We start from the raw sequence: 15,124 nt of genomic DNA on the forward strand, positions 1-15,124 counted from the left end.
AAGATGAATAAATCCAAACATATTGTTATCCTTTCTTACTTGTTTCCACCACACTCTAATGTTGGGGGAAGAAGACAGTATTTTTTCGCAAAATACCTTACCGAATTAGGTTACAAAGTAACTGTTATAACTGCCGATTTACCATTAAAAGAGAATTGGATATGGGAAACAGATTTAGGGTTTGCTAACATCATCAAGATTAAACCTATTGACCACCCCAAAGGATATACCTCTGTACAATCAATCTTTAATTTTCTTTATCACAAACTCAATAATCGTAAACAAGGCTTTTTTAAACGAATTGCCTGGAAAATTGGTGAATTTTTCCTTCCTATAAACTTTAACATTCGATTAAATTTTGACGCCAATAAACTTATTGAAGATCTTGATAAAGTTGACTATATTATTGCTACAGGTGGCCCCTGGTTAATGCTAGAATATGGCGTTCAACTAAAAGCGGCTTCTCAAGCTAAATTAGTTCTAGACTATAGAGATCCCTGGAATGCTGTAATGAAAGATGTATACTTGGACAGCTTAAACAACAAAGGGGCACTTTCTTTTATCCTTGATAAGAAATACAGAAAAATAGAGGCAAAGCTTATTAAAAGTGCTGATTTAGTGATTTCTGTTAGTGACCCCATCTCCAAAAACTGTAACCAATTGTTACAAGCCAACCAAACCAAAACAATCTATAATGGTTTTGACGCGAGCGAGAATAACAAAACACCAACTAAACAAAACAACTTTTTTAACATCACTTTTAGTGGACAGTTAAGGGCTGAACAAGATTTATCTATTTTTATAAAGGGGCTAACACTAGCGCTCAAGCAGATGCCTGAATTAAGTTCGTTATTAAAAGTCAATTTTATTGGGACCCAGTTATCTCCTAAAGAGGTATTATCTCCTTTAACGAATAGTGGTTTGGAAGCAATACTTAACATTACTCCTTTTCTTCCTAAAAAAGAAGCGATGAGCTATTTAAAAACTGCTCAACTTTTACTTCAAATTAGTTTTAAAACCAAAAAGGGAATTGTTTCGAGTAAACTCATTCAATATTTAGGAATTCACAAACCCATTGCCTTAATTTCCAACAATGACGACATTATGGAAAGAATAATTACAGAAACAAATGCTGGGTATATTTTCAAATCTTCTGAAGAATTCTCTGATTTTATTATTAAAAGTGTAGTTTTATGGAAAAAGAATCAACACATCCCTTTCTCACCTGTTGAAGAAAACGTGCAATTTTATTCCTTTAAAAGTCAGGTTTCTATTTTTGAGAAAATGTTAAAAACACTATGAAAATAGTTAGGAAAATATCAGAATTTAAAGCTTCTATTCTAAACATTTATAGAATCACTAAATTGAAGCTTAAATATAGCAACCTTAAAATTGACTATCGCTCGACCATTGGTAAAAACTGCTCTATTCATTGCGACAACAATAGTAAAATTACCTTAACTAAGGTGGTTATAGGTCATGGTGTTGTTCTTCATGCGAAACATAGCGCTACGATTAACTTAAACGATTGTTATATTGGTCATAATTCTGTTATTGTCTCGATCAACTCCATTACAATAGAACCACATGTAGAGGTAGCGGAAATGGTCGTAATAAGAGACCAAGACCATCAACACAACAATACTTCTACTCCAATAGCACAACAAGGCTATAATAGTGCTCCAATTTTAATTAAAAGAAACTCATGGATAGCCGCAAAGGCAACCATTTTAAGAGGGGTAACGATTAACGAAAATGCTGTAGTTGGAGCCCACTCCTTAGTTAACAAAAGTGTACCCAAAAACATGCGTTATGCTGGCATCCCAGCTAAACCTATAAATAAAAAAGTTTAATGTTAGAAAAATTAAAAACAATAGGTTGGTTTATTTCAAAACCTAAATATATTCCGCAAGTATTTCAGGTTTTAAAAAGACGAAAAAACAAAGAGCTTGAAAACAGTTCTGCTGAAGCTTTGTCTTGGTGTAAAACGAATGCTATTAGCCAATCTGAAGCCTTAAAAAAACTAGGTATTAACTCTGAAATTATTGAATTAAACACGTTGTTCCCAGAGCTTATCAACAAAGCTCAAGAAACGGCAAAAAACTGTCCTGTGAAAATGGGAGGAGAAGGAGCGACCTCTTTTCTATACACTCTAATAAAAGCAAGTAACTCACAAAAAATAATAGAAACAGGTGTTGCTTATGGCTGGTCTACTCTAGCGATCTTACTTGCGATAAAAGAGAATAAAAACGCTTTTTTAATTAGTAATGATATGCCGTATATCAAAATGAATAATGATGACTATGTAGGCTGTGTTGTTCCCCATCAATTAAAAGACCAATGGAAACTGCAACGTGAAGCCGATATCAAAGGGATTCCTATGGCCCTAAATCACTTTAACCAACAGATTGACGCTTGCCATTACGACAGTGATAAAAGCTATACAGGAAGAATGTGGGCAAGTCCATTACTTTGGAAAGCACTAAAGGATGGAGGGCTATTTATTTCTGACGACATTAATGACAACTTAGGGTTTAAACACTTTTGTGATTCGATAGATCAAACGCCTATTATTATTGAGCATTTAGGAAAATATGTAGGTATACTAAGAAAATAAGCACGTTGAAAACCAAAGTAACATATATCCTTTCTAATATCGACAAAGCTATTGCCTTTGAATGGATTGCTGAACACATCAATAACGCTCAGTTTGAGATTTCTTTTATTTTACTCCACCACCAAGAACCTTACCTGTATCGTTGGCTTACTGCTCAATCTATTGCTACTTTTTATGTTCCGCATAATGGCAAAAAGAGTTTTCCCAAATCGTTTCTAAAAGTATACCAACTTTTAAAAGCCATCCAACCTCAACGAGTTCACACCCATTTATTTGACGCTAACTTAATTGGACTTACGGCGGCAAAAGCATTAGGTATCAAAAAAAGAATATATACTAGGCACCACTCTACTTTTCACCACAACAATTTTCCTAAGGCTGTTAAATACGACAAACTAAGCAATTGGTTAGCCTCAGATATTGTTGCAATCTCAGAAAATGTTAGAGACGTTCTTGAAAACAAAGAACAGGTTCCCCCTCAGAAGATTCACCTCATCCACCACGGGTTTGATTTAAAGAGTTTTCAAAATGTTTCTAAAGAAGAGGTCCAAACCTTAAAAAACAACTATAACATTAATAATTCTCCTGTAATAGGAGTCATTTCAAGATATATCAACTGGAAAGGCATTCAGTACATCATTAAGGGATTTAAAGCACTTTTACAAGAGTATCCTGATGCTATTTTGGTATTAGCCAATGCAAACGGCCCAGATAAGCAGGAAATCAAAGAAGCTCTAAAAACTATTCCTAAGGAAAACTATAGAGAAATTGTTTTTGAACCTAACTTATTTGCATTATATCAACTTTTTGATTTGTACATCCATACGCCTATAGACCATCAGATAGAGGCTTTTGGGCAAACCTACATTGAAGCACTTGCCGCTGGAAAACCGTCTATCTTTACGCTTTCAGGAGTTGCCAATGAATTTATAATCGACCAAAAAAATGCGATTGTTATTCCCTATAAAGACGATCAAGCAATTGTAAAAGCGATTAAACAGCTTTTAACCCATAAAGACCTTACTTCAACATTAGTTGAAAACGGGCTAAAATCAGTAGAGAAATATAATTTACTTACTTTTGTTCAAAAATTGGAACGTCTTTATCAATGAAATTTTCAATAATAATACCAACATATAACAGAGCCAATTTTATTGAAAAAACGATACTATCAGCCCTCAACCAAAGCTATACAGACTTTGAAGTTGTAGTGGTAGATGATGGGAGTACAGATCATACAGAAACGATCATAAAAAAAATCAACTCCAATAAAGTAAAGTATTATTTTAAAGAAAATGGTGAACGTGGAGCTGCCAGAAACTATGGTGTACAATACGCTATTGGAGATTACATCACATTTTTAGACTCTGATGATTTACTACGCCCAAATTATTTAGAAGAAGCCAGTCAATTTATTCAGCAAAACAACCCTAATGTTTTCTTTCAATTATTTGATATCAAGAACCATAAGGGAAAACTAATAAAAAAAGCGATTACGCCTCCTAAAGAGGTAAGCTCTGCTCTAATTCATGAAGGAAATATCTTTGCTTGCCAAGGCGCTTTTATCAAAAAAGAGACATTCAACCATTATTTATTTCAAGAAGATCGAAAATTAGCTGGGTCTGAAGATTATGAGCTTTGGCTTCGTATGAATGTCAACGAATCCATTCTATGTAACCCCGTCACAACTTCTACTCTTATAGAACACGACGACAGAAGTGTTCTTAACTATGATATTGAGCGTATTATTCAACGAAAAGAATTAATGCTACACTACTTATTTGACGATCCAAGAACAGCGGCATTCTATAGCCCTTTTAAAAAAGTGCTTTACGCCAACTCTTATGCTTATATTTCGATTCATTTAATTTTAAGCAAAGCCAAAAAAACTGGATTTAAATATTACTTTAAAGCATTAAAACAGCGACCTTTGCTCTTTTTTTCTAGAAAAAGTTTAGCTATATTAAAACATCTCATTTCTTAAACAATCACTTGGTGAATCAACATAAAAACATATTATACCTTTCTTATGACGGCATGACTGATCCTTTGGGACAGTCGCAAGTGCTACCCTACATTATTGGGCTAACTAAAGAGGGGTATCATTTTACTTTAATTTCTTGTGAAAAAAAGGAACGCTACCAACAAAACCAATTCATTATAGAAAATATTTGTACTCAAAATAATATCGACTGGCAACCTATTTTCTATACCAAAAAGCCTCCTATTTTATCCACGATCTGGGACATTTATCAAATCAATAAAAAGACAAAACAACTTCATCAACAACAAAATTTTTCTTTAATCCATTGCAGAAGTTACATCACAGCATTAATCGGATTAGGGTTTAAACAAAAGCATGGGGTTAAGTTCTTATTTGATATGCGAGGTTTTTGGGCGGACGAAAGAGTGGATGGAAAAATATGGGATATTTCAAAACCGCACTACAAGAAAGTTTACAACTTTTTTAAGAGAAAAGAGCGATCATTTTTATCTGATGCAGATGCTGTAGTTAGCTTAACGAATAATGGAAAGCAAGAAATGTTAGGGTGGAACATCCCCCAACTTAACAGCGATAAAATTAGCGTTATTCCCTGTGTAGCAGACTATAATCACTTCACAATAATTGATGAAACAACAGCCACCAAATCAGCTTTAGGAATTGCCCCATCTACAAAAGTAATGAGCTATATTGGCTCTTTAGGCACTTGGTATTTAGCAGATGAAATGGTACTCTTCTACAAGGAATTTAAAACTCAATACCCAGACTCAGTTTTTCTAGTTTTAACTCCAGAACCTCCTGAAATCATCCATAACCTTGCGAAAAAGCACCATTTAAAACCCAGCGACTTTGTCATTCGCTTTAGCACCAGAAAGGAGCTTCCACAACTGGCTTCAATTGCTGACTTTAGCATCTTTTTTATAAAGAATTCATATTCTAAAAAGTCGAGTTCTCCAACAAAAATGGGGGAACTTCTCGCCATGGGGATTCCTGTTATTTGTAACAACATTGGAGATGTAAAAACCATTACAGAACAAACAAATACAGGTTTTTGCCTTGAAGAACTAAATGCAGAGTCGTTTCGAGAGGTGATTGCTAAAATTGACACGCTGTTCCATAAAACTAAAAAAGAAATCAGAGAAAACTCTCAAGATTATTTTCTATTAGAAAAAGGCTTAGCCTCTTATTCTAAAATTTATAAAACGGTTCTCAACAATGAAAAATAAAAAAATTTTATTTTTAAGTCCGTACCCCCTTGATAAAGCACCTAGCCAACGGTTAAAATACGAGCAATATTACCAGCATATTGAGCGTAATGGTTTTACCATTACAACCCAATCTTTTGTTTCCTTAAAGTTTTGGAATATCATCTATCAAAAAGGGTTTTTATTTCAAAAAATCTTCTATACAATAATAGGGTATTTTAGTCGCCTACTTACACTTTTCTCACTTAGGAAATATGACATTGTCTATGTCCATTTATGGGTAACTCCATTTGGTTTTCCAATATTTGAGTGGCTAGTTAGACGCTTTGCAAAAAAAATAGTTTACGACATTGATGACATGGTTTTTTTAGGACATTCAAGCGAAGCCAATCAACTCTTGAAAAATCTAAAAGGAAAAAACAAAATGATTTACCTAATGCGCGTAGCTGACCATGTGATCACTTGTACCCCTACTTTAGATAATTTTGTTCGACAATTCAATGAAAAAACAACGGATATCTCTTCCACTATTGATACCGACAAGTATCAACCTAAAAAACACCAAGAAAAAACGACTATTACATTAGGTTGGAGTGGAAGTCATAGCACTTCTAAATATGTTAAACTACTTGAAAGTGTATTGGAAACGTTGCTTGAAAAAAACTACGCCTTTGAAGTTTTAGTTATTGGCGATGCTCAATTTACTTTTAAAAACCCTGGCATTAAACTCAAAGCTATTCCTTGGAATTTGAGCTCCGAGGTGGAGGATTTAAAAAACATAGACATTGGCTTATACCCACTACCCAATGAACAATGGGTTCTGGGAAAAAGTGGACTTAAAGCACTACAATACATGGCCTTAGGAATCCCAACAATAGCTACCAACATTGGTGCTAACTCTCGAATAATTCAAAGTGGAGTCAATGGCTTTCTTGTTAACAATGATGAAGAATGGGTGAATGCCATAACCTCCATCATCGACAATGTTGAAAAGAGAAATAAAATGGGGGAAAGAGCCACTCAAACAGTTGTAGAAAAATTCTCAATCAAATCGAACACTAAAACCTATTTAGAAGTTTTAAATGGTGTTTTATAAATAATCACTAAAGCAATTAAATAAAACAGTTCAGAGGGAATTTTATACCTTGACAATGCTCCAAAATTATATGAGCTTAATCCAACAATAAAAGCAAAAGGTAAAGCAAACGAAAGCAAAAAGAGCACTTCTTTGTTTTTAAACACATAGGCAAAAATTGTTAATCTCCTCTTAACCAAAACGACCACTGTAAACCCCATAAACAATAAAGCTTCAAAAGCACCTAATAATGTTGCGATGTTTCTAATCTCCCAAGGATAAGGCCTAAAAAAAGTAACATTAATTGCTGCCGGAACTTTCGACAACACTCCTAAGATGGTATAATCCATTTCCCCTAAAGAATAACCAGACTGATCTCTGGTATCTGCTAAGTGTCCATGCCAAGAATGAAACCCTTGTAAAGTACTTTGCCAATTGTTTAAACTATATTTCCCCGCACTATTGGAGTAAGATGACAAAATAAAAACTAATGCTCCAATCATCGACAAAAAGAGCAAGGGTGCGATCATATTTCTTAAGAAAGCACTTTTAATCTTAGACTTTATACTCGATTGTACCCAAATAAAAAATGCTGGATATAATAAATAAATCAAGTAAGACTTTAACATAAAAATTAGAAAACTGCTAAAGAATATATGAAACAAACTTTTTAGTAATTTTTGGTTATAGATAAACAAATTGGCAAAACCATAAATCAACCAACCTATAGCCCCAATTGTTACGGTATCTTTTAACAAACCAGAACTCCATAAAGTCATCGTCGGCACACAATAAATCACTAAAAAAAATGGATAAGCTAATTTAGGGTAAAGCCTACAAAAAGTTAAAAAGGCATACCACAGTCCCAAAAAAGAAAGAAAGGAAAACAAAATGGTTATCACAAAATAGGATCCACCTGCTAAAAAGTAAAACACACTGGTCAACTTAACAATAAACAAAACATCTGTTCCATTCAGGATATAATTATAATCGGGAGAAAAGTTATACTCTGCAGGGTTAAAACCGCTAAAATAAGCTCCAAAAGTAGAGGGGTTTAACACAGAGATATAGTTCGCCAAATCTTTTGCGGCATTATAAAACACAAAAGTATCTCCTCCTTTATAAATATAAACATGGTACAAGGCATATACAATACCTCCTCCTATTTTTATGGTTAACGCTGATAAAAAGTAACGGTATAATGGTTGGTCCTTTTTTTTCTTTTGGACATAAAGAATTGCACCTAAATAAATTGCAAATAGGTAAATGATCATCAAACAACCATCATATAACTCTAATTGAGGAATCATTTAACTTTGTATCTCTATAATTATTTACCTTTGTTTTTTTAATCCAAAAAGAAAATGAAACTAGTTTTTGCAACCAACAACGAGAACAAAATAAAAGAAATTAAGTCAGCTTTAGGTAATAAATTCGAAATTTTATCACTCAAAGACATTAATTGTAATGAAGAACTCCCAGAAACTCAAGAGACATTAGAAGGAAATGCACTACAAAAAGCTAGATATGTATCGGACAACTACAACGTTAATTGTTTTGCCGATGATACTGGACTAATTATCGCTGCTTTAAATGGAGAACCAGGAGTTTATAGTGCTAGATATGCTGGCGAGGATAGAGACCCTCAAAAAAACATTGAAAAAGTCCTTTCTAAACTGGGAAACAATACCGATAGAGCTGCGTATTTTGAAACTTCAATCGCGCTGATTATTGACAAAGAGGAATACTTATTCTCTGGTAAAGCAAAAGGCGTTATCACTAAAAAAATCACAGGAGCAAAAGGATTTGGCTACGATCCAATATTTCAGCCAGAAAACCTTGACAGGACATTTGCTGAATTAAATATGGAGGAAAAAAATAAAATTAGTCACCGCGGTAAAGCTTTTGACAAAATGTGTACATTTTTACTTCAAAAATAATCGACCTCATAATAAAAAAAGCCTGCTTGAAATCAAGCAGGCTTTTTTTAATTAAAGTGACCTAGAATTATTATTCTATAGTTATTTCAAAAGGTAAACGAGCTTGTACGCCTTCTACCATTGTTGCTTTTTCTACTGCCTGTAGATAATCGGCTAACTTTTTAGTCGCTGGACTATAGATAGAAGCACTTGCATCTACATCAAACTGTTCTAATAATTCATTCAATTTATTATCCTCTGCTTTTGGATAAACGTCAATTTTAACGTCTTTTATTTCGGCTTTTTCAGCTGCATAAGCTACAGCCTCATCAATTCCTCCTAATTCATCTACTAAGCCAATTTTAATGGCATCTGTTCCTGCCCAAACTCTTCCTTGCCCAATACTATCTACTCCAGCAACATCCAATCCTGGTCTTCCATCGGCAACTTTCTGTTTAAAGTCCATGTATATGTCGTCTACACCTTCTTGAACAATAGCATACTCTTCGTCAGTTAAACCTCTAGTTATCGTCATCATTGAAGGACGGTTAGTATATGCTCTATCAACTGTAATTCCTAACTTTTCTTCTAATGGTTTAGAGATATTTGGTAATACTCCGAATACTCCAATAGAACCTGTAATGGTGTTCGGTTGAGCAAAAATTCTATCTGATTGACAAGAAATATAGTATCCTCCTGAAGCTGCTACATCTCCCATCGATACCACTACTGGCATTTTCTCTTTTGCTAACACCATTTCTCTCCAAATCACATCCGAAGCTAAAGCACTTCCCCCTGGAGAGTTTACTCTTAATACTAACGCTTTAATATTTTCATCATTACGAGCATCTCTGATCGCTTTTGCGATGGTTTCTGAACCAATTTTGGTTGCTCCTCCTTTTCCACTTTCTATTCCTCCAACAGCATATACCACAGCAATATTTTTGTCTTCTCCTTTTAAAGCTCTTTTTTGCTTTTTAGCTGCTTTTGTACAATACTTTTGAAAAGATACCAAACTTAATTCTTTATCTTCTTTTGTTCCTGATTTCTCTTCCAATTGCGCTAACAATTCATCTTCATAGATCAACGCATCAACTAATTTATACTCTTTTGCTGTTTCAGCAGAACGAACGTAAACAGAATCAGCTATTTCATTTAATGTTGCTTTACTAATTCCTCTAGTATCAGTAATTCCTTTCAACATTTGATTCCATAATGCATTCAAATAGGTCATTGTTTGCTCTCTGTTAGCATCACTCATGTGATCGTACATAAATGGCTCAACAGCACTTTTAAATTTATTGTTGCTTCCTCTTATGATTTGCACATCTAACCCTAATTTATCAATTGCATTCTTAAAGAACATATACTCTGTCCCTAAACCTTGGAACTCCACCATTCCCTCTGGATATAAATAAACACTATCGGCAGCAGTAGCTAAATAATAAGCCTTTTGCGTATAAGCTTCTCCATAAGCAATCACAAATTTTCCTGACTCTTTAAAATCGATAATCGCATTACGAATCTCTTCAGTTGTAGCCATTCCTGCTGGTAAAGTAGCCACATTTAGAAAGATTCCTTTTATTTTATCATCTTCCTTTGCTTTTTCAAGTCCTAACTTAATTTCTCTTAATCCAAGTGCTTGATTAAAATTTAATTCTTGTTTGTTAAACTCAGCAAAAGAAACTTCACTAATTGGGTTCTTAAACTCAACGTGTAAGACACTGTTTTCTTCTACTTTAAATTCGTCTTTAGGTTCAAATGCTCCAGAAACTGCTGATGCAATACCTACAATAAACACAATCACCAAAAATCCTCCTATTACAATGAGCGCTAGTGACGATGCGAAAAATGATCTCCAAAATGGTTTCATAATTATTTGTTTTTATTCGTTATTAATTCTCTACTTTATAAAGTAATACAACTTTACCCTACAAAGGTAGAGTAAAGCTTTTCCAATAATGTTGATTTTACATGAACGGTTTTTTGCATCTATAAATGGTTTATTTGCCAGTATAATGTCAAACACCATCTATTTTCAAAATCACCAACAACAAGATGAACACAAAAGGATATACTGCTATAGAACAATTAAAAGGATTATTTTTTACTCAAAATATTAATCTCATTCTATGTTGGTTTAGCGATATGACTTACCTTTGCATACGGAAATGAAAAGAGCAGTATTATTATTAGGAAGCAATTTAGGCAACAGAGCTTATTACATAAGCAATGCTATTCAATTACTTGCTGAAAACAGTATTAATATCGTTCAACAATCTTCGGTTTATGAAAGCCCTGCTGATGGTTACGAATCTAGCAACACTTATTATAACATTGCACTAGAAATCACAACAGATCTTTCTGATTTAGAGTTACTCCAACTTTGCTTAGATACAGAACAAACGCTTTCAAGAACAAGATCATTGACTCAACGATATACTGATCGGACAATTGACATTGATATCATTTTAATTGAAAACAAAAGCATTCAAAATCAACGTTTAACTGTCCCACATCCTAGAATGCATGAACGTTTATTTTGCTTAATTCCTTTAAATGAAATTGTTCCTCATTGGAATGTCACAACTTTTCAAAAAACGGTAAAAGAACTACTCCAACAGTTAACCAATAATAACGAAATTAATCAAGTAAATGTTGAACTATAAACATATCGTAATTGAAGGGAATATTGGGGCTGGAAAAACAACTTTAGCCAATTTCATCGCTAAAGAATTTGACAGTTCTTTGTTGTTAGAAGAATTTGAAGAAAATGATTTTTTGAAAGAGTTTTATAATAATGAAGATTTTGTTCTACATGCTGAAGTACAATTCATATTAGACAGGAGCAAACAATTATTTCAATTTCACAAACAAAAACACCAAGCTATTGTAACTGACTATATTCCCTCTAAAAGTTTGATTTTTTCCAAAATGAACTTATCGAAAAACGACTTTAACCTTGTAGAAAATTTAGTACAATCGCTTTTCAAGACCTTACCTCAACCTGATATTATGCTTTTTTTAGAACGCCCCGTTCAACAGCTCAAAGAAAACATCTTAAAAAGAGGACGTGAGTATGAAACAAACATCTCTAATGCCTACTTACAAAAAGTAGAAGATGCCTATACCCACTTTTTAAAACAACAACAAGAATTTCCTGTTCTTTTAATTAATGCTGATGAAATTGACTTGTCTAACCCAACTATTTTAAAAGAAAAAATTGCTAAGCTTTTACAAGCCAATTTTGAAAACAGAGTAAAGAAAGTTAGCTTACTATAAAGCTCCTTGTCTGATTATTTGACTTAAAACAACTATTTTACCCAAACTCTCAAGACCTTACTAAAGTTAGCATTGCCAACTCTAATTAAATAATACCCTACTGCTTCTTGACTTAAATCTAGGTTCCATTTATTTTGAGCATCAAATTCAGCTGCTTCTATTTTTTGACCTATCGAATTATGAACTTCAAGCTTTACTTCTTCACCTTGTAAGTGCTTCACGGTGATCTCAAACTGATTATTTGTTTTACTAAGTGCTTCAACAGCAACGTTTTTATATTTTTCATCAATTCCGGTAAAAGGAATAATATTCACAAAATAATCTTCTGTTTCCCCGTACGAAACATCTGAACATCCATCTATGACATCTGCTTTCCAATTGGTTCGTATTCGCATTAAGTGCTCACCTAAATTGGCATTAGCGGGAATAGCTAATGCAACACTATGAATAGAGGTTCCAAAATTTGTATTCGTAATTAATCGCTCAGAGGTTTCGAATTCAAAGTTATCATTAAAATCAATCCAAACAGTTCCTCTTTGATTTGAATAACCTGATTGTAACTTTAAGTTATAGCTGGCTCCATTTTCTAGGTTTACAGCTCCTAAATGTGTATAATCTCCATATCCATTGCCCGAACAGGCTGTATTATTTTCCAATGTTTCTAATTCAACTTTAATTAACCCGTCTCCTGAAGAACAGTTAGCTTCTGGCATACATATTTCATGTTCCACCAAATGGATTGTGGTATCATTCAACAAATCTAAATCTCCAGGCAATCCAGTATAGGATAAAATGGTATAACTTCCTAGTTGACTTAAATTTGCTGTAGTTGTAAACGAATAAGTTGTTGTTGCACCAGGTGCTAGCGTCCCATTATATACCTCATTAACAACACTCCCTTGGTTAATTTGATAATGAATAGGAAAATTGGACTGTGATGCTAAACCAAAGTTTTCAAGAGCAACAGTTACTGTTTCATTAGCTCCTAATGTTGGATCAGAAGCAGGCGATATAATCGTTGTCACTCCCACATCATTTTGTCCTATATGTTCTAGTTGATAAGAAATTGTATCATTATGACGTGCCTGATCATTAACCAAATCGGTATAAGCCACAATAGTGTATGCTCCTATATTAGAAAAGTCGCCTGTTGCATTAAAAGTATAAGAAGTACTGCTTCCTGCAGCTAAAGTACCTGCATAAGTTTCTGTAATTAGACTCCCTCCGTCTATTTGATAGGAAACAGGAAAATTGGACTGAGGATTGAGCCCATAGTTATTAATCGTAACGGTAACTTGTTCACTTCCAGACAATCCTCCACTAGACGGACTTGTTACGGCAGATATACCAATATCATCATCTGAATCATTGGCAATTTTAAAAGATGCTATTCTTGTTTTCCAACCATTTGAAATGTATTCTCCAGTAAACCAAAAAGTAGCATCATCGGTAGGGTCAATTGTCATTTGCGCATAATCTCCAAAGCGATTAACCCCTGTTTGTGAAGAAGTCCCATTAACGATAACTCCCTCATTTAATGTCATCTGTCCTAAAGGATCGGTTGCATACCTACCTGTATACCTTAATGACGGGAAAGTTGTTGCTCCAGATACAGCGTATGCCAAACCGATATTCCCTTGGTAATCCATTGCTATACTTCCCATCCATCTATTTTCTGTATCTGGACTAAAGGTACCCTCTTGATGAAGTGTCCAGGGGCCAGTTCCTGATTGCCTTAGTTCATACCAACGAATTCCTGCTAGGTTAGCTCCATTCACATCTACCGTATGGTTTAAGACAATCGCATTGTAATTATTAAAAGATCGATAATGCCCCATATACATTAAAGCTCCAGGTACAGCATCTATTTTTGAACTTGTCCCGGGCTGAGTAATATCGTTCCAATTGGCATCAAATTCACTATCAAATGGAGTTACATTTAATACTTGAGGAGCGGAAATAGAAGAGTTAGTTGGTGTAGCCCAATCTACACTTACTTCCCATATTTTTAAATTATCGGTCCCTCCTGCCCAAGCATCATCCTGAAAATAAAACAGATAATTAGGTGTTCCTACTGCTGGAAGTGTAGAGCTCGCCGTAGCAGGTAAAACACTAAAAAAACCAGGTGTAGATAAAGATGGGATTGTAAAACCTATTATTTGAGCTGAAGGATCTCCTAATAACATTTTATCCCGCTCCATCACAAAAGTATTTTCTCCAGATTTATTTGCTGTTAAATAATACCCGTCGGACCAAATTGAATACTTAGGATAATCTGGAAATGAACCTAAATCAAACTCATATAAATAATAAGCACCTAATGGATCTGCCGTTTGAGAAACTGCAACAAAAACTTCTCCCATAGGATAACCTTTAAACTGGCTTAAAAACCATCGATCAGCATATTTATCGTACATCACAATAGGATCTCCAGCATTACCTCCACCAAGCAAAGACCCTAAAGTGGCTGGTGCTGATAACGCATTTCCATTTTTATCAAAAACGCGATACACGGCATTTACCATTTGAACATAATGGTCAGTTCCTACAGCTCCACTGGGATCTGGGGGAACAGCTCCTCCACTTTGCGCATTTCCGAGCCCTTCCCAATTCATAATAGGAGCTTTATTGGGGTGAGATGATTTTTGATTACCAACTAGTGGGTCTCCTCCTTTGGGGAGTGCATGTTCTGAATTAGTAAACTTGTTTCTCCTCATTTTATTTCGAACCACATGTGTCTTACCGTCTTCATTTAATGGCAAGATCGGCTCATCAAAAACTGGGGTTACCACACTCATTTTCTTCGCTTTTATCACAAAACTAAATGAGCTGTCTATTGCTTTATCATGCTGAGCACTCACAAAAGCACTCAATAAAATAAATAGAATTGCTAGGTTGTTTTTAACTTTCATTTTTTCGTCTTTTACTAGTCTTAACTTCAGTATTTATACTTAAAATTTATGTGAATATACAAAATACAGATTTTGGACATCGATTATAAAATAAGTATTATTGTAATCCTAT

The 15,124-nt window shown here is 34.2% G+C and carries 13 protein-coding genes; 10 read left to right on the forward strand and 3 right to left on the reverse strand.

Features of this window, described 5'->3' with window-relative positions; all coding sequences use genetic code 11:
- Positions 1–3: 3 nt before the first annotated feature.
- From N4A35_09840 to N4A35_09870, 7 genes are read left to right on the forward strand one after another with little or no spacing between them, the layout of a single operon-like run.
- Positions 4–1,302, forward strand: coding sequence for a hypothetical protein (locus N4A35_09840; protein ID MCT4581706.1), 1,299 nt, complete (start codon positions 4–6; stop codon positions 1,300–1,302).
- Positions 1,299–1,853 carry an acyltransferase gene (locus tag N4A35_09845; protein ID MCT4581707.1) on the forward strand — a complete coding sequence of 185 codons (555 nt, stop codon included), beginning with the start codon at positions 1,299–1,301 and terminating at the stop codon, positions 1,851–1,853. Before N4A35_09840 ends, N4A35_09845 begins: the two co-directional genes overlap by 4 nt.
- On the forward strand, positions 1,853–2,617 hold the full coding sequence (locus tag N4A35_09850) for a class I SAM-dependent methyltransferase (GenBank protein ID MCT4581708.1): 765 nt from the start codon (positions 1,853–1,855) through the stop codon (positions 2,615–2,617). The genes N4A35_09845 and N4A35_09850 overlap by 1 nt, the downstream gene beginning before the upstream one ends.
- Positions 2,618–2,622: 5 nt before the next feature.
- On the forward strand, positions 2,623–3,729 hold the full coding sequence (locus tag N4A35_09855; GenBank protein MCT4581709.1) for a glycosyltransferase family 4 protein: 1,107 nt from the start codon (positions 2,623–2,625) through the stop codon (positions 3,727–3,729).
- Positions 3,726–4,601 (forward strand): glycosyltransferase, encoded by an 876-nt coding sequence (locus N4A35_09860; protein MCT4581710.1) that lies wholly within the window; start codon positions 3,726–3,728, stop codon positions 4,599–4,601. The genes N4A35_09855 and N4A35_09860 overlap by 4 nt, the downstream gene beginning before the upstream one ends.
- An 11-nt stretch (positions 4,602–4,612) precedes the next feature.
- Positions 4,613–5,845, forward strand: coding sequence for a glycosyltransferase (locus N4A35_09865; protein MCT4581711.1), 1,233 nt, complete (start codon positions 4,613–4,615; stop codon positions 5,843–5,845).
- Positions 5,835–6,920, forward strand: a complete 1,086-nt coding sequence (locus N4A35_09870) for a glycosyltransferase family 4 protein (GenBank protein ID MCT4581712.1) — start codon at positions 5,835–5,837, stop codon at positions 6,918–6,920. Before N4A35_09865 ends, N4A35_09870 begins: the two co-directional genes overlap by 11 nt.
- Here the strand turns inward: N4A35_09870 and N4A35_09875 are convergent.
- Positions 6,890–8,209 carry a hypothetical protein gene (locus N4A35_09875; protein MCT4581713.1) on the reverse strand — a complete coding sequence of 440 codons (1,320 nt, stop codon included), beginning with the start codon at positions 8,207–8,209 and terminating at the stop codon, positions 6,890–6,892. The two genes, N4A35_09870 and N4A35_09875, sit on opposite strands and share 31 nt — an antisense overlap.
- A 54-nt stretch (positions 8,210–8,263) precedes the next feature.
- Between N4A35_09875 and N4A35_09880 the strand changes: the two genes are divergently transcribed.
- Positions 8,264–8,839, forward strand: a complete 576-nt coding sequence (locus N4A35_09880) for a non-canonical purine NTP diphosphatase (protein MCT4581714.1) — start codon at positions 8,264–8,266, stop codon at positions 8,837–8,839.
- Between the two features lie 70 nt (positions 8,840–8,909).
- On the opposite strand, the gene sppA is transcribed toward N4A35_09880, so the two are convergent.
- Positions 8,910–10,691, reverse strand: a complete 1,782-nt coding sequence (gene sppA / locus N4A35_09885) for a signal peptide peptidase SppA (GenBank protein MCT4581715.1) — start codon at positions 10,689–10,691, stop codon at positions 8,910–8,912.
- A 298-nt stretch (positions 10,692–10,989) separates the two neighbouring features.
- On the opposite strand from sppA, the gene folK reads away from it, so the two are divergent.
- Both folK and N4A35_09895 read left to right on the forward strand, forming a co-directional pair.
- Entirely contained in the window at positions 10,990–11,487 is a 498-nt protein-coding gene (gene folK / locus N4A35_09890; GenBank protein ID MCT4581716.1) for a 2-amino-4-hydroxy-6-hydroxymethyldihydropteridine diphosphokinase, read from the forward strand.
- Positions 11,474–12,100 carry a deoxynucleoside kinase gene (locus N4A35_09895; GenBank protein ID MCT4581717.1) on the forward strand — a complete coding sequence of 209 codons (627 nt, stop codon included), beginning with the start codon at positions 11,474–11,476 and terminating at the stop codon, positions 12,098–12,100. Before folK ends, N4A35_09895 begins: the two co-directional genes overlap by 14 nt.
- Positions 12,101–12,132: 32 nt before the next feature.
- Here N4A35_09895 and N4A35_09900 read toward each other — a convergent pair whose 3' ends face one another.
- Positions 12,133–15,012, reverse strand: a complete 2,880-nt coding sequence (locus tag N4A35_09900; protein ID MCT4581718.1) for a GEVED domain-containing protein — start codon at positions 15,010–15,012, stop codon at positions 12,133–12,135.
- Between the last annotated feature and the right edge of the window lie 112 nt (positions 15,013–15,124).

It is taken from the genome of Flavobacteriales bacterium, from assembly GCA_025210295.1.
Taxonomy (GTDB): Bacteria; Bacteroidota; Bacteroidia; order Flavobacteriales_D; family Parvicellaceae; genus S010-51.